This window comes from Agrobacterium tumefaciens (genome assembly GCF_009649785.1).
Lineage (GTDB): Bacteria > Pseudomonadota > Alphaproteobacteria > Rhizobiales > Rhizobiaceae > Agrobacterium > Agrobacterium tumefaciens.
On record NZ_WJOK01000003.1, the window covers coordinates 124,897 to 143,557 of the forward strand.

General features: G+C 59.3%; 15 protein-coding genes. 12 read left to right on the forward strand and 3 right to left on the reverse strand.

Annotated features, from left to right (window positions below; genetic code table 11):
* Positions 1-67: 67 nt before the first annotated feature.
* The 4 genes from GH784_RS04405 (at position 68) to GH784_RS04420 (ending at position 4,986) form a co-directional block, all read left to right on the forward strand.
* Entirely contained in the window at positions 68-907 is an 840-nt protein-coding gene (locus GH784_RS04405; protein WP_019566887.1) for an inositol monophosphatase family protein, read from the forward strand.
* A 53-nt stretch (positions 908-960) separates the two neighbouring features.
* Positions 961-1,569, forward strand: a complete 609-nt coding sequence (locus GH784_RS04410; protein WP_065705770.1) for a dual specificity protein phosphatase family protein — start codon at positions 961-963, stop codon at positions 1,567-1,569.
* Positions 1,563-3,245, forward strand: coding sequence for a metallophosphoesterase family protein (locus tag GH784_RS04415; protein ID WP_065705772.1), 1,683 nt, complete (start codon positions 1,563-1,565; stop codon positions 3,243-3,245). Before GH784_RS04410 ends, GH784_RS04415 begins: the two co-directional genes overlap by 7 nt.
* 97 nt (positions 3,246-3,342) lie before the next feature.
* Positions 3,343-4,986, forward strand: coding sequence for a Na/Pi cotransporter family protein (locus tag GH784_RS04420; protein WP_065705774.1), 1,644 nt, complete (start codon positions 3,343-3,345; stop codon positions 4,984-4,986).
* A 48-nt stretch (positions 4,987-5,034) separates the two neighbouring features.
* On the opposite strand, the gene GH784_RS04425 is transcribed toward GH784_RS04420, so the two are convergent.
* The gene (locus GH784_RS04425) at positions 5,035-6,021 is read right to left on the reverse strand and encodes a LacI family DNA-binding transcriptional regulator (protein ID WP_003518188.1); all 987 of its coding nucleotides are present in this window, start codon (positions 6,019-6,021) and stop codon (positions 5,035-5,037) included.
* Between the two features lie 518 nt (positions 6,022-6,539).
* On the opposite strand from GH784_RS04425, the gene GH784_RS04430 reads away from it, so the two are divergent.
* The 7 genes from GH784_RS04430 (at position 6,540) to GH784_RS04460 (ending at position 14,678) form a co-directional block, all read left to right on the forward strand.
* Positions 6,540-8,393, forward strand: a complete 1,854-nt coding sequence (locus tag GH784_RS04430) for an ABC transporter permease (protein WP_003518186.1) — start codon at positions 6,540-6,542, stop codon at positions 8,391-8,393.
* Complete coding sequence (locus GH784_RS04435; RefSeq protein WP_003518184.1) at positions 8,393-9,526, forward strand: ABC transporter ATP-binding protein; 1,134 nt, start codon at positions 8,393-8,395, stop codon at positions 9,524-9,526. Before GH784_RS04430 ends, GH784_RS04435 begins: the two co-directional genes overlap by 1 nt.
* 44 nt (positions 9,527-9,570) lie before the next feature.
* Positions 9,571-10,698 (forward strand): ABC transporter substrate-binding protein, encoded by a 1,128-nt coding sequence (locus GH784_RS04440; protein WP_019566893.1) that lies wholly within the window; start codon positions 9,571-9,573, stop codon positions 10,696-10,698.
* 64 nt (positions 10,699-10,762) lie between these two features.
* A complete protein-coding gene (locus GH784_RS04445) occupies positions 10,763-11,863 on the forward strand; it encodes an ABC transporter substrate-binding protein (RefSeq protein WP_035200113.1) in 1,101 nt (366 codons plus the stop codon).
* A gap of 73 nt (positions 11,864-11,936) precedes the next feature.
* Complete coding sequence (locus GH784_RS04450; RefSeq protein WP_035200115.1) at positions 11,937-13,025, forward strand: ABC transporter substrate-binding protein; 1,089 nt, start codon at positions 11,937-11,939, stop codon at positions 13,023-13,025.
* A gap of 65 nt (positions 13,026-13,090) precedes the next feature.
* Positions 13,091-14,002, forward strand: coding sequence for an inositol monophosphatase family protein (locus tag GH784_RS04455; RefSeq protein ID WP_065705776.1), 912 nt, complete (start codon positions 13,091-13,093; stop codon positions 14,000-14,002).
* Between the two features lie 49 nt (positions 14,003-14,051).
* Positions 14,052-14,678 carry a dual specificity protein phosphatase family protein gene (locus GH784_RS04460; protein ID WP_013762253.1) on the forward strand — a complete coding sequence of 209 codons (627 nt, stop codon included), beginning with the start codon at positions 14,052-14,054 and terminating at the stop codon, positions 14,676-14,678.
* 113 nt (positions 14,679-14,791) lie between these two features.
* On the opposite strand, the gene GH784_RS04465 is transcribed toward GH784_RS04460, so the two are convergent.
* Together GH784_RS04465 and GH784_RS04470 are read right to left on the reverse strand one after the other, a co-directional pair.
* A complete protein-coding gene (locus GH784_RS04465) occupies positions 14,792-16,351 on the reverse strand; it encodes a TerC family protein (RefSeq protein WP_019566897.1) in 1,560 nt (519 codons plus the stop codon).
* Between the two features lie 301 nt (positions 16,352-16,652).
* Positions 16,653-17,669 carry a DUF1402 family protein gene (locus tag GH784_RS04470; protein WP_003518169.1) on the reverse strand — a complete coding sequence of 339 codons (1,017 nt, stop codon included), beginning with the start codon at positions 17,667-17,669 and terminating at the stop codon, positions 16,653-16,655.
* A gap of 258 nt (positions 17,670-17,927) precedes the next feature.
* Between GH784_RS04470 and GH784_RS04475 the strand changes: the two genes are divergently transcribed.
* Positions 17,928-18,593: a transglutaminase-like cysteine peptidase gene (locus tag GH784_RS04475; RefSeq protein ID WP_065663440.1), complete on the forward strand. Its 666-nt coding sequence runs from the start codon at positions 17,928-17,930 to the stop codon at positions 18,591-18,593.
* The last annotated feature ends 68 nt before the right edge of the window (positions 18,594-18,661 follow it).

Consider the following 18,661-nt stretch of genomic DNA (forward strand, 5'->3'; position numbering starts at 1 on the left):
CTTGAAAAGATTGAACACGTGTGCAATATGAACGCGTGTTCAATCTTTTGAGAGATGGTTATTCCGCATGGACCTGATGCCTTATCCGGATACGTTGGCAGCCCGTGCCGAACTGTGCCGCAGCGTTATTCTTTCCGCCGGGGAACTGGTGCTGAAAGGCTTTCAGGGCGAGGCGACACGCAGCTTCTCGATGAAGGGCCCGCAGGACTTTCTGACGGTGACGGATGCAGCCTCCGAAGCGCATATTCGCGGCGCGATCTCGGCCTGCTTTCCTAAGGACAGTTTTTTCGGCGAGGAGGGCGGCGGTGTGATCGGTGATCGCGTCTGGGTCGTTGATCCCGTGGACGGCACCGCAAATTTCGCCCGCGGCATTCCGCACTTCTGCATCTCCATCGCCTATGTCGAAAACGGGCAAACCGAAATCGGCGCTATCTATAATCCGGCTCTGAATGAACTTTATTTCGCCCGACGCGGCGAGGGGGCAACGCGTAACGGGCAGCCGATCCAGGTTGCGCAGACGGAACGTTTCGATGCGGCCTCGATCGAAATGGGCTGGTCGACCCGTATCGCGAACGCCACCTATCTTGATGTCGTCAAGAACCTGCTCGATATGGGCACCAATGTGCGCCGCGCCGGTTCCGGTGCGCTGGCGCTTGCCTATGTGGCCGATGGCCGCTCCGATGCCTATCTCGAATTGCACATGAATTCATGGGATTGTCTTGCGGGACTGCTACTCGTCAGCGAAGCTGGCGGCGACGTCTGCCCTTTCCTGGAGATCGGTAGTCTTGAAGATGGCGGGCCGGTGCTGGCCGCAGCCAGCGGTGTTGCAAGCGGCGTCAGTCGGGCATCGAAGATACCTTTGGCAGAGCGGCAGCCTTCGGATCGGCAGCGGGCCGTATCGGCCTGAGTTTAGACGAGCGCCCGTCCGTGAAGGGTGCTTGGTGCATGTGGAGGAATGAGATGGATGGACCCGTTTATGCCCGGCCTGCGATCAGCCTGATTGCGGAAGGGCTCGGCCAGCGTAACGTTGCGCTCTATATCGGCGGCAGCGATGGTGCGAGCGACCTTGGGCTCCTTCACCGGCACGGCATTACCACCGTCGTCAACTGCGCCGTCAATCTGGATATCAATCTCGTGCAGGCGTCGGCGGAAGATGGCGACAGGTGCGCGGTGGGGTATGGCGACATCCGTTATTATAAGCTCGGTCTTATCGACGGCGAAGGCAGTCCGGACACGATGATGCTGGGGGCCTATTATATTCTCGACGGCGCATTGCGGCAGACCATGCCGAAGCGCGAAACCTATCCGTTTCCCGATGGCGGCAATGTGCTCGTCAATTGCCGCAGCGGCCGCAGCCGCTCGGTATCGCTGGTCGCGCTTTTCCTGCACAAGCAGCAGCCGCATCTTTACCCTAACCTCGACGATGCACTGGCTGTGATCCGCACGAAGCGGGAATTGCGGCCGGACGAATGGTTCGAGACACCGAAACCGATGCTTTATGCTGCTGCCCGCCGCGCTTCCGACTGGATCGATATGGTCGAAGGCAGAAAGACTGTCCAACCATGCTGAAACGCACGCTTCCTTCCGTCGCCGTCATTGCCGACGCCCATTTCCATGACACGGCGGCCGATTTCGGTTTTCCCGGAATAGAGGTCGATGGAGAACGCATCACCATGCGTAGCTGGTCGGATACACGCGAATCCACCCGTGTTTTCAACGAAAGCGCCGATGCGCTGCATGCTGCACTCGAAGAAGTGCGGCAGCGGGGCATTCGCCATGTGGTGCTGCTTGGCGATTATACCGACGACGGCCAGCGCGCGACATCCGAAACGCTGAAGGGTATTCTGGAGCGTCATCGTGATACCCATGGCACCGCCTTTTATGCGCTGCCCGGCAACCACGATATTTTCGGCCCGCGTGGCCGACATCATACCAAGGAGTTTCTAACGGAGAACGGCAAATGCCTTTCCGTTTCAAGCGATGCGCGGCGGGCCGGTGATCGGGTGGTGATCAGCGACCGGATGTATTGCGAAGGCTACCCCGTTGGCCTTGGCCCGATGGGGGCTTTCGGATATTTCCGCCAGCCGGACTATCTGCATTGGGAAACACCGTTCGGGCTTTCCGATGCGACGGAAGATCGTCTCTACGAGGTGCGTTCCCCCGATGGCACCAATATCTACTGGCTGATGGACGCATCTTATCTGGTTGAGCCGGAGCCGGGCCTCTGGCTGCTCATGATCGACGCCAATATTTTCGAACCGCTTGACGGCACTTTCGAGACGGGTGAGGAAGCGGCTTTCACCGACAGTACCTCTGGCGGCTGGAATGCGCTTTTGCGCTGCAAGCCCTTCATCATCGACTGGATTGCCGATGTGCGCAAAAGAGCGCAGGCGCTCGGCAAGACTTTGCTCGGCTTTTCGCACTATCCGGCGCTCGATCCCTTCGATGGCGCAAGCGGTGCCGAAAGTGCGCTGTTCGGCGAAACCAACGTGGTGCGTCGCACGCCGCGCAAGGCGGTTGAGGATGCGCTGGTTGAGGCCGGGTTCCAAGTCCATTTCAGCGGGCATCTGCATGTGGAAGGCGTAACCCGGCGTGGGGAAGGGGAAACCTCGCTCACCAATATCGCCGTGCCGTCTCTGGTTGCCTTTCCACCCGCCTTCAAGGTCGTCCATCCCCAGCAGCACGAGATTTCCATCGAGACGGTGGAAATGGCCGCGCTGCCGATTAACAGCCGCATTTGCCGGGGGTATGCGCAGGAAATGGCACTTGCGGGCGAGGATGAGGACCGCGCATTTGCGGCCGGCAATTATGGTGATTTCCTGCTTGGCCACAAACGCGCGCTTATCAGGCATCGTTATTTCACCAAGGAGTGGCCAGCCGGGATCGTGGCGGCGATTGCGGATAAAACCATATCCGAGGTTATCGGCCTGCTTGGTGAAAAAAGCCTTGCCTCGCATGATGCCGGGCTTTCCTCCGATCTGCCGATGTTCGAGCTTATTGCTGACTGGTATTGCCTGCGTCAGGGCGCGGGGCTGGCGCTTGTCCATATCGCGCCTCAACGGCTTTCCCTTTACCGGATGCTGGCGGAGCGGTTCGGCCGTGAGCCCGATCACCACGACGGTTCGGTTAAGAGTTTTATCGAAATCTTCTTCGGTGCCCTTGGGCTGTTTCTCGACCGTGCCGAAGGCGGTTTGCGGCATCTGGAGCTCCGTCTCACACCGCAACTCCAATCCGTTGCGGTGTGATCCGTAGGTTTTTTCGACGCAATCCACGATGTGAACGGGGCAGATCAACGTCCCCTCGGGGAAGAGTGGCGGCAAGCAGGACAGGCGAGGTGATCTAGTGGAATCGGTCGTTGTCAGCATCAATCTGTTCGGCGCGGTGGCGCTGCTGCTTTTCGGCCTTGGGCAGATCAAGGACGGAATGTCGCGTGCCTTCGGCGCCAAGCTTCGCATCGGGCTTGCCGCCGGTACACGGGGAGGGTTTCGCTCCTTCATCGCCGGTCTCGTGGCGACGATCGCCCTGCAGAGTTCGACAGCCACGGCGCTGATGGTTGCCTCCTTCGTTGAAAAAGACTTGATCGCACCGGCGATGGCGCAAATCGTGCTGCTCGGCGCGAATGTGGGTACTGCGACGACCGCGTGGATTGTCGCACTCGGTCTTGGCTGGCTGTCGCCGATGCTGATCCTTGCCGGTGTCATTCTATTGCGTGGAAAGTCGGTGCAGCGGCAGGGTGCGGGTGCTGCCCTTGCCGGTGTCGGCCTGATGCTGCTTTCCCTGCATCTTCTTTCCGCGGCGACGGATCCGATCCGGCAGTCGCCGGCGCTTAACCTCTTCATTTCCATGCTCGGCAATGCCTGGCCGGTCGCGTTGATCTTTTCCGCGGTGCTGGCCGTGCTGGCATCATCGAGCCTTGCCATCGTCGTCCTCATACTCTCGCTTGCGGCAAGCGGCGGCATTGAAACAAGCCTCGTTATCGTGCTGGTACTCGGCGCCAATCTCGGCGGCGCGGTTCCGCCGGTGCTGGCGACGTTGAAGGCGCCGGTCGCGGCGCGCCGGGTGGCGCTTGGCAACCTCATCGTCCGGACCACCGGCTGTGTCGCAGCCCTGCCTCTTGCCGGGTACGGCGCGGCACTGCTCGACATGTCGCCTTTCTCGCACGCCAATCTAGCGGTCGATGCGCATCTCCTTTTCAATCTTGCTGTTGCCGCGATCGCATGGCCGCTATCGCCGTTGTTGCTGCGGATGACGACCGCGCTGCTGCCGGAAAAAGAGGGAACCGAAAGCCGCCGCAGCTATCTCGACAGTCATGATCTGGGTCAACCGGTTGCGGCGCTTGCCGGTGCAAGCCGCGAGGTCATGCTGGTTGGTGACCTGATCGAGCGCATGCTGCGTCAGGCGAATGACGCCATGCGCGACAGCGATCTTTCCAAGCTCAATGATATCAGTACGCTGGAAGGCCGGGTCGATAGTATCCAGCATGCCATCAAGGTCTATGTCTCGAAGGTGGGCCAGGACGGTTTGTGCCAGAAGGATCAGCGACGTGCGATGGATATCGTTGAATATGCCATCAATCTCGAACATATCGGCGATATCATCGAGAAGGGCATCCGCCCGGAAATCGCCAAGAAGATCAATCTTGGTCTCAGGTTTTCCGATGATGGCAAAAGCGAGCTGGAACGTCTATTCTCCATCACGCTCGACAATATCCGCATGGCGCAATCCGTTTTCGCCACCCGCAATGCCGACCTTGCCCGTCGGCTGGTGGAGGTGAAGGAAGACGTGCGCCGGCTGGAAAAACAGTCATCGGAGCGACATCTCCAGCGCCTGCGCGACGGCCTGACCGACAGCATCCAGACAAGCTCAGTGCATCTCGACATGCTGCGCGATCTGAAGCGCATCAACGCCCATATCGCCGCCGTCGCACATCCGATCCTCGATGAAAGCGGTCTCCTGATCGAAAGCCGGATCAAGCAGGCGGGTTGAAGCCATGCCAGTAAAACGGCGCTGTGGTTTTTGCCCAGGAGTGCTCTTCTAGCGCGCGGTGATCCTTTCGACCATCTCAACGGGCACGACCTGAAGCCGGGTCTCGGGCTCGTCGCTGTCGAGGGCGGTCAGGACCTTCTCGGTCAGCGCGTCAAAGGATTGGGCAACGGTCGTCAGCTGATAGCTTTTCCAGCCCGCCTGCGGAATATCGTCGAAACCGACAATCGACAGGTCTTCAGGAATTCGGCGGCCCATCTCTAGCCTTGCTGCATCCATGAAGCCAAGTGCCAGCAGATCAGTCACGCAGAAGGCGCCGTCTATTGTCTTGTCCGTCAGCAACTCGCAGCCTGCCTGATAGCCGCTGTCATAACTCGTCGGACCGCCCGACCATGGAACGACCTCGATACCCTCGATGCTCATGCGCTGGGTGAAAGCGCCGGCGCGGCGCAGCTGTGCCGGTGTCTGGCTGCCGCTGGAAACGACCGCGACCTTCCGGCATTTTGCCGCCACAAGCCGCATGGCGGCGAGATCGGCGCCGTGGGAATCGTCGCTCAGCACCATGTTCGTATCGGTCCGGTCGAGGCGCTGGTTGATGAGGATGAGGCGCACGCCATTGGCAATGCATTCGTCGACGATAGATGCTGGCGGCTCGCCGGAGAGTACGACGATGGCCTGGGCGCGAAACTCGAAAAGCAGTTCGATCAGCGGCGCGATATCCTTGCGTGCATCGGCCGCATTCAGCAGCAGGCATTGCAAGCCGCGACGCAGAAGGCCGATGCTGAGGAGGTCGAGCTGTTTTGAAATAAACGGCGAGCTGAGATTGGCACCGACCACCCCGATGAGATTGGATCGGTCATTATTGAGGCCCTGGGCCAGACGGTTGACGCGGTAGCCAAGCTCATGCGCGGCTTTCAGCACCTTGCGCCGGACGGCCTTCGATACGCTGCCGCCGGGGGTGAATGTGCGCGAGACGGCGGAGCGCGAGACACCAGCCTTTTTCGCCACCTCTTCGGCCGTCACGAACCCTCTCGCCATTCAACTTCCCCGTTGCAAAACCTCATGTCTGATATCACAGGCCATAAGGGTCGACTATTCCAATCGAAATATTTCAGGTGCGAAGCGCTTTTGCTGATGGAAGGCGGTTCTCGCTTTCGCCGGCAAATATATCGTCCTTTCCATTTTCATTCTGCGGGAAAAAATGACTGCTTGTGCGTCGATAAAAAAATTTGCAAAACACGTTCAATAAAACCGTTTAAAAACAATGGCATATATCAATGATCACGTGTGCATTTTTTCGTTGACAAAATGCCGTTTAGGATGGATCATGCATTCCAAGGTTAAGCGCTATATGGAATATTTATTCCACGTTTTGCTTGCCGGCGATGTTTCCGGGAGGAGCTGGATCATCGTTGCTCGCGGGCCTGATGTGCCCGCTGCTGAAGCATTGACGCATTGCTCATGTTCGACGCACGCGCCGCCTGTTCCGCAGGTTGCGCGCAGGCAGATGCTTGCCGGCGTGTCGGAGCAATGTTGCGGCCATATGGGGAGGAATAATGGCTCTTTTAAGCGAATCAACGAAGGCGGAGGCACTGGGGCGTCCCCCGGCGACCGCGCCTTCGGCATGGCAGGCCTGGCGATATCGCCTCAAGGTCGCGCTCAGGGAGCCGACGACGCTCATCGGCGTGCTAACGGCGTTACTTTTCACCTATCTGATCGTCGTTCCGATCATCTCTATCGTTCTGGATGCCGTCCGTGTCCAGTTCGGCCACGAACGGCGTCTTGGCAAGGATGTCGGTGACCTCACGCTCTATTATCTCGACAGGGCGTTCTTCTCGCCCGTCGCAACGGATCTTTTCTGGCATCCGCTCTTCAACACGCTCACCGTCGCTTTGGGGGCGATTGCGCTTTCGCTTGTTATCGGCACGGTGCTTGCCTGGCTTATCAGCCGCACGGACATGTTCGGTCGCCGCTGGTTCGCGACCGCGCTGATCGTGCCCTACATGCTGCCCGCATGGACCTTCGCTCTCGCCTGGACGACGCTGTTCAAGAACCGCACCGTTGGCGGCCAACCCGGCTGGTTCGAGGCGATGGGCCTGACACCGCCGGACTGGGTGGCCTATGGGCGCTTCCCGATCACCATCATCCTTGCCCTGCATTACACACCTTTCGTTATCCTGCTGTTCGGCTCGGCGCTGCGCCGCTTCGACTCGCAGCTGGAGGATTCGGCCCGCATTCTCGGCGCTCATCGTTATCAGGTGGCTTTGCAGGTCATCCTGCCCTTGATGCGCCCGGCGCTGCTCTCTTCCATGGTGCTGATCTTTGCAAAGTGCCTTGGCGAATTCGGCGTACCCTATGTTCTCGGGCTTCCCGTGAAGTTCGAAGTCCTCTCGACATCGCTGTTCCGCAGCATCGCCTCGCGCCAGACCGGCGTTGCCGGTGTCGTTGCCGCCTCGATCATGCTCATCGGCATCATCACGCTGATGATCGATGCCCGCCTGGTTCGCGAAGCCCGCCGTTTCGTGACGATCGGCTCGAAGGGGTCGATGAACCGGCAAAGCCGCCTCGGCAAAATGCGTCTTCCGGCAACGGGCTTTGCGGCCGCTGTCTTCATTCTCAGCGTCGGCCTGCCTTTGCTCACACTCGCTCTCTCGACCGTCATGAAGATGCCGGCCAAATTCACGTTCGACAATTTCACGCTCGATTACTGGATCGGCAGCAATCTCAACACGGTGGCCTTGCAGACCGGCGTTCTTTTAAGCCCCGATTTATGGGCAGCAGCGAAGAACACGATGATGATCGTTGGTCTTGCCTCGCTCACATCTGGCGTCCTCGGTCTTCTGGTCGGGTACGTCGTCATCCGCACGCCGGTGCGCGCCCTGTCGGTCTATCTGCGTCAGGTCACGTTCCTGCCCTATCTCGTGCCCGGCATCGCCTTTGCCGCCGCCTATCTCTCGCTGTTTGCGGTTCCACGCGGACCGATGCCGGCGCTCTACGGCACGGTGACGATCCTTATCCTCGCACTGATTGCCGACCAGATGCCCTATGCCTCGCGCGCCGGTATCTCGGCCATGACACAGCTCGGAAAGGACCCGGAAGAGGCAGCACAGATCGCCGGTGCCGGCTGGTTCCGCCGCATGGTCTCGATCGTCATCCCGATCCAGAAGGGATCGCTGGTGACGGGGGTTCTCCTGCCCTTCATCTCGGGCATCAAGGGCTTGAGCCTGTTCGTGATACTCGCGGTGCCGAGCACGGATGTTCTGACCACCTATTCGCTGCGGCTGGTCGACTACCACTATACGCAGGCCGCGAATGCCGTGGTGCTGATCATCGCCGGCATTGCCTATTTCGGTACCCTGTTGGCCCAGAAGCTGACCCGCACAAATCTTGCAGAAGGACTTGGAAGCTGATGCCTACCATCAACCTGCGCGGGGCGCAGAAGAACTACGGCGTGAATTCCGCAAATGCGGTTTCCGATCTCGATCTCGAAATCCGCGACGGCGAATTCATGTGCCTGCTTGGCCCTTCCGGCTGCGGCAAGACCACGACGCTGCGCATGATCGCGGGTCTTGAAAACCTCTCCGGCGGTGAAATCCGTGTCGGCGACAGGGTAATAGATTCCGTCAATGACGGCATATTCGTGCCGCCGGAAAAGCGCGAAATGGGGCTCGTCTTCCAGAGCTACGCGCTCTGGCCACATCTGACCATCGAGCGCAACACCGATTTCGGCCTGCGCCTGCGCAAGCTGCCGAAAGCCGAGCGGGAGGCACGCGTCGAGCGCGTCATGCAGGCGCTCGACATTGCCAAGTACCGCGACCGTTATCCGTCACAGCTTTCCGGTGGGCAGCAGCAGCGTGTGGCGCTGGCCCGCATGCTTGCCGTCAATCCCGGCGTGCTGCTTCTGGATGAGCCGCTGTCCAACCTCGATGCCCGGCTGCGGCTGGAAATGCGCGCCGAGCTGAAGCGACTGCACAAGGAGTTCAAGACCACCATCGTCTTCGTGACGCATGACCAGTGGGAGGCAATGACACTTGCAACGACAATCGCCGTCATGAACGAGGGCACGCTCCAGCAGATGGGTACGCCGAACGATATCTACGACCGTCCGGCCAACCGCTTCGTCGCCGAATTCGTCGGCAGTCCGCCGATCAATATTCTGACCTTCGGCCAGCCCGGCGTGTCTGATATCGCCGACAATGCGGAGGCTTATTTCGCAACACGTTATCCGCAGTTGCGCGGCATCGCCTCGGTCGGCATGCGGCCGGAGGCGATGGGTTACACGGCAAGGTCTGAGGATGTGCCGCAGGGCAGCCTCTTCGGTGAAATGACGGTGACCGGCGTGCTTCCGACGGGCGGCAGCTGGATTCTCGAATTGAGGAGCGAGAACCACACGCTGTTCCTGACCACCCATGCCCTGCCGCGCGTCGATAGTGGCGACCGTGTGTTTTTCCACGTGCCTCCCGACGCCCTGCATGTGTTCGACGCAAAAGGGCAACGAATTACCGAAGCGGACGCCGTGCTGAGGAGCAGTAGCTACAACTGACAACGACGAAAAGACTGACAATCGCTTGCTGAAGGAGGAGCAGTATGAAGCGGAAAATGACGGGCGGCCTTAGCCGTCTCCTGTGCGCAACGGCAATTCTGGCAACGTTTGGCGGCGTGGCGAAGGCGGGGGAGCCTTTCGACCTCAACGCTCTGATCGAGGCTGCCAAAAAGGAAAAGCCGATCACCGTCTATGATAGCACGGGCAAAATCGTGGAAATGGCGAAGAATTTCGCCAAGAAGTATGGCGTGGGCGCGGAGGGTGCGAAGGTAAAGGCAACAGCGCAGCTGGAGATGGTCATCCGCGAGGCGCGGGCCAACAATATTCAGGGTGACGTCTCGATCATAAGCGATGCCCCGGCGGCGATGGCACAGCTTATTCCAATGGGCTTTGTCGAAAGCTGGTTGCCGCCGGATCTCGCTGGCAATATTCCGCCAGAATATCAGGATCCGCTGACCGTCGTCACCAGCGCCAATGTCTGGGCCTACAATACCGAGCTTTTCGACAAATGCCCCGTTTCCAATATCTGGGAACTGACCGACCCGAAGTGGAAGGGCAAGGTGGCGATGCAGGATCCGCTCGGCAAGGCATCCTATGTCGACTGGTTCAACCAGATGGCTAAGCATGGCGATGGGGAGGTGAAGGCGGCCTATAAGGCGCTTTACGGCAAGGACCTCGAGACCGCAGAGTCAAGCGCGACAGCGGCCTGGGTCAAGGCACTTGCCGCCAACGCGCCGCTGCTGACCGATGCCGATGCAGCGGCGGCGGAAGCCGTTGGCACGCCTGGCCAGAAGCAGCCCTTCATGGGCCTCATCAGCTCGGCGAAGTTTCGCGATAATGCCGACAAGGGCATGAAACTCGGCCTCTGCAAGGAGCTGAAGCCGTGGATCGGCTGGCTTTATCCAGGTGTCGGCCTGATCACCAAGGGCACGGATAGCCCCAATGCTGCAAAGCTCTTCATTCACTACGTCATGACTGCTGAAGGCATCGCGCCGCAGGCGATCGACGGCAAGATGTCCACCAACAAAGACGTAAAACTGCCCGCCGACGAACCTTCGGGTATCGGCGCCGTGCTCGACCGCGTTCTGCCCTACAGCATGGCCACCAGCCTGGAAGACTGGGATGCGCGCGAAACCTGGCAGGACTTCTGGCGTGTGAATTACAAGAAATAACGGGGGGACCGACACAGTGAATATCATGACCAAGAACCGATGTGGTGGCGAGCGGCGGCGGCGGATGGCGGCTTCAGCCCTTTCCCTTATCTTCTCGCTGGCGCTTGGCGGTGCTGCCCACGCGCAGGACGCCTTTAATCTCGATGCGCTCATCGACGCCGCGAAGAAGGAAAAACCGATCACCGTTTATGCGGTGACCGGCAAGATCGTCGACACCGCACAGGCCTTCACCGCCAAATATGGCGTGCAGGCAAGCGGCAAGAAAGTGAACGAGGCAACTCAGGTCGAGTTGATGATCCGCGAACACCGCGCCGGCAATGTCGTCGGCGATGTCAGCGTCGCAACGGATGTCGCCTCCGCAATGGGGGAACTTCTGCCGGAAGGCATTGCCACCAGCTGGTCGCCACCGGATATGGAAAGCGATATTCCGCAAAAGCTGCGCGATCCGCTCGTGGTCGTTTCGGATCCGCATGTGTGGACCTACAATACCGAGAAATACGACAAATGCCCGGTCACCAACATCTGGCAGCTGACGGAGCCGCGTTGGAAGGGCAAGCTTGCCATGCTCGATCTCTTCGACAAGCCGCTTTATGCCGACTGGTTCAACCAGATCGAAACCCATCATGATGCCGATGTCGCCAAGGCCTATGAGGAGCTTTACGGCAAGAAGCTGGAAACGGGTGAAAAAAGCGCGACGGCTGCCTGGGTGAAGGCCTTTGCCGAGAACGCTCCCCTGCTGACGGACTCGAGCACGGTTGCCGATGCGGCCGGCGCTCCGGGACAGACCGATCCCTTTTTCGTCATCACCTCGGCGGCGAAATACCGCGATAATGAGGCCAAGGGGCTGAAGCTCGGTCTTTGCAGCGGTGTCAAACCGTTTTCCGGGTTCCTCTATCCCGGCTTCGGCCTGATTGCCGGGCAGACCAAAAGCCCGAATGCTGCAAAGCTCTTTCTTCACTATCTGATGACGGAAGAGGGCATCGCGCCGCAGACGGTCGATGGCAAAATCTCCGGCAACACGAAAATCGGTCTGCCGGCGGACGAACCATCGCGGGTAGCCGATCATCTCGACGAGTTGATGGCCTTTGATGCCGCAACGGCGGCCGACGACCTCGACAAGCGCGAAGGCTGGCAGGATTTCTGGCGTGTGAACTACAAAAAATAACGGCAGGGCAGGCGCGAGCCTGCCTTGCCTTTTCCTTGGGAGGGGAACGATGAGAAGAAGCAGATTTTTACCGATGACGGCGATAGCCATCGCCGTTGCAGGCATATCCGCAATGGGGGCTGCAGCCGAAGAAACCTTCGATCTCGATGCTATCTTGGCGGCGGCGAAGCAGGAAAAGCCGATCAATATCTACGACAGCACCGGCAAGATCGTGGAGATGGCCGACAAGTTCAGCGCCAAATACGGGTTAAAGGCGACAGGCGTGAAGGTTTCCGCCAACAGCCAGCTGGAAATGATCATCCGCGAAAGCCAGTCCGGCAATGTGCAGGGCGACGTGGTGCTGATCACCGACGCGCCATCGGCGCTCGCGCAGCTTCTGCCGGCGGGTTTTGTCGAGAATTACCTGCCGGGCGACATGGTTGCGAAAATCCCGGCGCAGTTCCAGAACCCGCTGGCAATCTCCACCAACGCCAATGTCTGGGCTTACAATACGGAAGCCTATGATAAATGCCCGGTGACCAACATCTGGGAACTGACCGAGCCGAAATGGAAAGGCAAGGTCGCCATGGTCGATCCCTTGAGCAAGAGCACCTATACGGACTGGTTCAACCAGCTCGAAGCCCACGGCAACGAGAAGGTGGCGGCCGCCTACAAGGCCCATTTTGGCAAGGATATCGAAAAGGATGCGGCCGCAGCCTGGATCAAGGCGCTGGCGCAGAACGGCCCGCTTGCCACTGATGGCGATGACCCGGTGGCAGAGGCCGTCGGCGCACCCGGCCAGAAGCAGCCCTTCTTCGGCCTGCTCAGCTCTGCCAAGTTCCGCGACAATGCCGACAAGGGCTACAAGCTCGGCCTCTGCACTGGTCTCGATCCCTGGGTCGGCTGGACCTACATCAAGCTTGGGCTCATCGCCTCCAAGACCAAAAGTCCGAACATGGCGAAACTCTTCGTCCACTACATACTGACGGAAGAGGGCATCGCACCGCAGATGAAGGACGGCAAGCTGCCGACCAATATCGACATCAAGATGCCGGCTGACGAGCCGTCGGGGCTGATGAAGGTTGCCGACAGGCTGATGGGTTATGAGTCCGCCACCGGCCTCAACGATTTCGATCGTCGCGAGGAATGGCAGGATGTCTGGCGCGTCAACTACAGGAAATAATCCAGGCTGGCGCGGTCCTGCCGCGCCGGTCCCTCCTTTGCGAAAAAAATAGACTGGATACGCCGATGCAAAGCCCTTCTTCGACTGAAAACAAATCTGGAAATGAGGAGGCGCTTTCCCGCTCGGTGCGGCTGATGAAAATCGCCGAAGCGGCGGCGCGTGCCGTGCGCGATCCGCTGCTGGTGGCATTCCGCTCTGATATGGCGGTGGATTACAAGGTCGATCTCCACGACATCGTCACCATTCACGACAAACGCGCCGAAGCCGCGATCCGCGCCGTCATTCTCGAACGGGAGCCGAATTCGGCGATCATGGGCGAAGAGGGTGGCCAGATCGGCAACGGCGAGGTGCAATGGTATGTCGATCCGATTGACGGCACGGCGAATTTTGCCCGTGGCCTTGCCTTCTGGTGCGTATCGATTGCCGCCGTCATCGGTGGGGAAGCCGTTGCCGGCGTGGTGTACGACCCCGTGACTGACCAGATGTTTTCCGCCGACCTCGAGGCTTCTTATCTCAACGGCGACAGGCTGCGCTCCCGCAGCGTCGCAGATGAAACCCGGGCGACGCTTATCACGGGCTATCCGGTCTCGCGCGATTTCCGGCTGGATGGGCGGGATGCGGCGCTTTCCAATTTCGGTGCGCTTGTCGAGACCTTTTCGACGCTGCGCCGGCCCGGCAGCGCTGCACTCAGCATCGCGCATGTGGCGGCTGGCTGGACAGATGCTGCTGCGGGCTTCGGCGTCAACGCCTGGGATGTGGCAGCAGCCATCCTCATTCTCAAGAATGCCGGGGGAACATACGAGCCGCTGACCTTGGGGAAGGTGGCGGAGGGGTCGGCCGATTTTCTCTGCCCCGGCTATATCGCTACGGGCGAGGGGGCGAATTACCAGACATTGCAGCGGGTGGCGCGATCCATATCCGCAAGCCGCATAGCCAGGGCAGCGATCTCGCCAAGCCAGACGGCTGCAAACGCCTGAACAAGCAAGGACATGACGGCCGCCACATCGGCGCCGATGGAGACAAGACATGCCGCAACCGGAAAAGACCCTATCCCGCGAACAGGAAACCGGCGAATTGCCGAAGCTCAGCCGCATCTATGAGCGGCATCCTCTTTATGGCGTCGATCTCTTCATTTCAGGTAAGGAAGGCGCCAGCGATCTGAAGCTTCTGCGTGAAAACGGCATCACCACCGTCGTCAATTGCGCCGTCAATCTCGACTTCAACTTCGTGGAGCAGCCGCAGATCGTTTCCGATCATGAAGGCAGCGTCTATGGACCCGGCGAAATACGTTATTACAAGATCGGCCTGATCGACGGCGATGGAAATCCCGATACCCAGATGGTTGCGGCCCATTACATCCTGCGGGCGGCGCTCGAACAGATACTGCCCGACAAGCCGTCCTATCCCCGGCGCGAGCGCGGCAGCGTGCTGATCAATTGCCGCGGCGGCCGCTCGCGTTCCGTCGCCGTTGTTGCGCTCTTTCTGCATATGACGTTGCCGGTGGAATTCCCGACGCTCGACGATGCCATCAGCTTCGTACGCGTGAAGCGTGAGCTGCCTGAAAACGAATGGTACAAGGCGCCGAAACCGGTGCTTGCGGAAGCAGCCCGCCGCGCCGCCGGCTGGATTACCACGATCGATGCCGCCCACTAGAGCGGAGGACGGTTTTCACCGGTCGGCCGCTTGCTTGGTGACGCAAATGTGGAGACGGGCCGTGGCTTGCACGTCACGTCGCCATTTCGAAACGGGTTCGGGATTTTTCCAGCTCACGCCTCGGGAAGCGTGGTGTTCCAGACCCGGACCTTTTCAATGTTTCTGTCCGAGCAGGAAACGATCTCGAACTCGAACCCGTCGCCGGAAACACGTTCGCCGATCTCGGGAAGGCGATTGAGGCGCCAGAGGATGTAGCCGGCGACGGTGGAGTAACGATCGTCCTCGTCCACCAGATCGATATCCAGCAGATAGGATACCCGTCTCACGTCGACAGCGCCGTCCAGCAGCCAGGAACCGTCCTCTGCCCGTTCCGAAATCTGCGATTCCTCGCCCTCATCCGGAAATTCGCCGGCGATAGCCTCGAGAATGTCGGTAGGCGTCGTTATTCCCTGAAGCGTGCCGTATTCGTCGACGATGACGGCCATCTGGAGCGGGGATTTGCGCAGCTGCTCCATGACCTGCAACGCGGTGGCGCTTTCATGCACGACGAGGGGTTGGCGCAGCGAGCGCTCTAGGTTCAATTTGCCGTCATGCAGAAGATCGCGCAGCAAGTCCCTTGTTGCGGCGACACCGAGGAACGAATCCAGCTTGCCCTGCGCGAGCATCAGGCGGGAATGGTCGAGTTCCAGCAGGCGGTTCCTTAGCGTATCGTGGTCGGCGTCGACATCGAGCCAGTCGATTTCCGTCCGTGGCGTCATGATTGATACTACCGGGCGCTCGGCAAGCGTAAGGACACCGCGGATCATGTCCTTTTCCTCGGATTTGAACAGGTCGCTTCGTGCCGCCTGTGCCGCGATGACGTCGGCTGTCTCGCCAAGGGACTGTTCTTCGCCGACACGGCCGCCCAGAAGCCGCAGAATGGCATCGGACGTCCGCTCACGCATATCACCGGCGGTGATACGTCTTTCGCGATTGCGCCTGCCAATCTGGTTTGCCGCCTCGATGAGCACGGAAAAGCCGATTGCGGCATAGAGGTAACCCTTGGGAAGGTGGAAGCCGAAGCCTTCGACGATCAGGCTGAAGCCGATCATCAACAAGAAGCCGAGGCAGAGAATGACCACGGTGGGGTGTTTCGACACGAAGCTCATCAGCGGCTTCGATGCTGCCATCATCACGGCCATGGCCACGCAGACGGCGGTAATCATCACCCAGAGATTGTTGACCATGCCGACGGCGGTGATGACGCTGTCGAGCGAGAACACGGCATCAAGCACGACGATCTGCACGATCACCTGCCAGAAGACGGCATGGACGACCTTGCCCTGTTTTGGCTTATGCGCGCCCTCCAGCCGTTCGTGCAGTTCCATCGTTCCCTTGGCGAGCAGGAACGCACCACCGAGAATGAGGATGAGGTCGCGCCCGGAGAAGGAGAAGTCCGCGACCTGAAATAGCGGCCGCGTCAACGTCACGATCCATGAAATCGAAAACAGCAGCAGAATGCGCATGACAAGCGCCAGCGACAGACCGACGATCCGCGCCTTGTGGCGTTGATGCGGCGGCAGCTTGTCGGCGAGGATCGCGATGAAAACGAGGTTGTCGATACCGAGGACGACTTCGAGGACGATAAGGGTAACGAGGCCGATCCAGATATTTGGATCTGCGAGGAATTCCATGGTCAGGGGCCTTTATGGGAACGGGCGCGAAAGCAAAAAGCCCCGGACTGAACATCCGAGGTTGAAACCCGTTTCGTTGAAGAAAACAAGAAAGGACGAGGCTGGCTTCGCTTTACGCAAGCCAGCCTCGTTCGGTGTCGACTATCGTCGGTACTGTCGCCTTCGTCAGGCATATCGCGGAATTATCCCACTATCAGTCAATTCATATGCACGTGGCAGTAGCAGATTCCGGGCGGTCGGGGAAGCGTTTTGCGTGCATCATCCTTTGCGAGGCAGATTTGCAATCCTCCCTGCAAGGGCATTATCGCGTTTTTTCACCGATATCCGAGGTGGTTCGCTTGTCGATGGCCTTGCCATCGAGGATGCCTCTCAGAACGTCGAGGCGCTCGTTGATAAGCCATCCATAGTAGTTTTCAACCGGCAGCAGGTTCTTTGCGCCTGCATCCACGGCCGTCCGCAGGCGTTCGGCGCGACGCCGGGGTTGGCCGACATTGTAGAGAGTGGCGGTGATGCCGGGATTGCCGGAAATGTCGAAGCCTTTTTCCCTGTAGGCGTCGATGGAATCTCGAAGGATAGCGGCGATGTAGATGATGCTCCGGTCAGGATCCATGACGTCACGGTAGATCTCTTTCGGCCTGTCGGCGGAGAGTTTCGGCAGACCACTGGTTCTGTTTACGAGATCGGTAACCTGCAGCGCCGTCAACGGGCTGATCTGGCCAAGACCAAAGGTCTGTCCGGCATAGAAGGGCTGGAAGAAGGCCCGCTGGAACGAAATCGCTTCATAGCTCACGCCATCGACGACCTTGCCGCGGAAACTTGCATCCCAAACGATATCGCGGCAGCTCCATTGCTCGGATGTCGTGGCAAGCGTCGCGCAGGAGCGGAATTCCGGACGCTCGAGAAACGTCTTCAGGGCAACGCCCTGATAGCTGAATTTTATATCGAGTTCCGCATAGGAAATGGCCTTGACGTAATATGTCTGAAGGCGGTCCACGGCGGTGACGTTGAAAGTGTGTTCGCCAACGATGGCGCCGACGATGTGGATAGGATCGATGCCATAGGCCGCTCCCGCCTTCCTGATCTTGCCGAGTAGACCGGGTTCGCTGTTTAGAAGATCGACCGTCTTGCGGAATTTTTCCTCATAGGTCGTGGAAAACGCCCTGGTCCTGATCGCCGAGGCCTGAGGTATTTCCGGCTGTTGGGCGGAGCGGTTTCCGGGAGGTACGACGACCATCTGCTGCGCTGCGGCATTTGAGGGCAGGCAGGCCAGTGCCAGAATGACAGCGGCCGCGCGGGTGGTCTTCGCAAACAGGCTCATGCAGCGTTCTCTAATATATGGATTACTATTGCGTGACGGCCTCTTCATAGGCAGGCCGCCCCGGCGTGGCAAGTTCCCGCTGCTCACTTTACCGTTGCTGGCCGTTCAGATGCCGTGGCTACCCCGGCGTTATCCCAGTCAACGCCGCTCCTTGTCGGGACCATAGGGAGCGGAATTATCGGGTTCGTTAAAAGTCGAGCATTTTGTTTCATGTGAACTCAAATCGCCACCGGTAGGTCATGTCGTCAGGAGACGAACATGACCCATCTCATCAAATTGCTGCAAGCATGTTTCATTCTGGCCGTCGCGGGTTTCGCTGCGCCGGTGCAGGCGTCTCCTTCGATGCAGACTGGCAAGTTCACGTCGCAGCCCATCGGGCATTACGATTTCTGCAAGCGGCATACGGATGAATGTCAGCCGGTCAGGGAAATGCCGCCGCTCAGTCTTACGCCTGATGTCTGGGCTACCCTTGTTTCGATCAACAGCGCAGTCAATATCGAAATCGACCAGCGTTCCGACATGGAAGTGTGGGGTTACGAGGACTATTGGGAGTATCCCTATAACGGCGCGGGAGACTGCGAGGACCTCACGCTGGAGAAACGGAAACGGCTTATGGATGCCGGTTTCCCGGTTTCCGATCTGCTGATCACCGTTGTCCGGGACGAAAAAGGCGATGGCCATGCCATCCTCACGGTAAGAACGGACCGCGGAGATTTCATTCTCGACAATATGAAATCGAAGATCTTTCGCTGGGACGAAACGCCCTATACCTATCTCAAGCGTCAATCCACGGAACATGCCGGTCGGTGGGTGGATATTGAAGGCTCCGGTTCGCCCGCCATCGCCGCCCGCGAGGTTGGCCGGGCCACCGCCACCTCCGCAACCGCGCGCCGCAACATCCTCGACATCATCATGGGGCGCTGAAGCTTTCACCTCGTTGCGGATCGGAAAGCCCCGAAGGGCCGCCCGGTCCGGATATGCCCCATGGTTCG

Bases quoted from the DNA above. Each gene is read 5' to 3' on its own strand.
- GH784_RS04475 (WP_065663440.1), top strand. From the start codon at position 17,928: ATGACCCATCTCATCAAATTGCTGCAAGCATGTTTCATTCTGGCCGTC.
- GH784_RS04415 (WP_065705772.1), top strand. From the start codon at position 1,563: ATGCTGAAACGCACGCTTCCTTCCGTCGCCGTCATTGCCGACGCCCAT.
- GH784_RS04410 (WP_065705770.1), top strand. From the start codon at position 961: ATGGATGGACCCGTTTATGCCCGGCCTGCGATCAGCCTGATTGCGGAA.
- GH784_RS04430 (WP_003518186.1), top strand. From the start codon at position 6,540: ATGGCTCTTTTAAGCGAATCAACGAAGGCGGAGGCACTGGGGCGTCCC.
- GH784_RS04455 (WP_065705776.1), top strand. From the start codon at position 13,091: ATGCAAAGCCCTTCTTCGACTGAAAACAAATCTGGAAATGAGGAGGCG.
- GH784_RS04435 (WP_003518184.1), top strand. From the start codon at position 8,393: ATGCCTACCATCAACCTGCGCGGGGCGCAGAAGAACTACGGCGTGAAT.
- GH784_RS04425 (WP_003518188.1), bottom strand. From the start codon at position 6,021: ATGGCGAGAGGGTTCGTGACGGCCGAAGAGGTGGCGAAAAAGGCTGGT.
- GH784_RS04445 (WP_035200113.1), top strand. From the start codon at position 10,763: ATGGCGGCTTCAGCCCTTTCCCTTATCTTCTCGCTGGCGCTTGGCGGT.
- GH784_RS04440 (WP_019566893.1), top strand. From the start codon at position 9,571: ATGAAGCGGAAAATGACGGGCGGCCTTAGCCGTCTCCTGTGCGCAACG.
- GH784_RS04470 (WP_003518169.1), bottom strand. From the start codon at position 17,669: ATGAGCCTGTTTGCGAAGACCACCCGCGCGGCCGCTGTCATTCTGGCA.
- GH784_RS04460 (WP_013762253.1), top strand. From the start codon at position 14,052: ATGCCGCAACCGGAAAAGACCCTATCCCGCGAACAGGAAACCGGCGAA.
- GH784_RS04450 (WP_035200115.1), top strand. From the start codon at position 11,937: ATGACGGCGATAGCCATCGCCGTTGCAGGCATATCCGCAATGGGGGCT.
- GH784_RS04405 (WP_019566887.1), top strand. From the start codon at position 68: ATGGACCTGATGCCTTATCCGGATACGTTGGCAGCCCGTGCCGAACTG.
- GH784_RS04465 (WP_019566897.1), bottom strand. From the start codon at position 16,351: ATGGAATTCCTCGCAGATCCAAATATCTGGATCGGCCTCGTTACCCTT.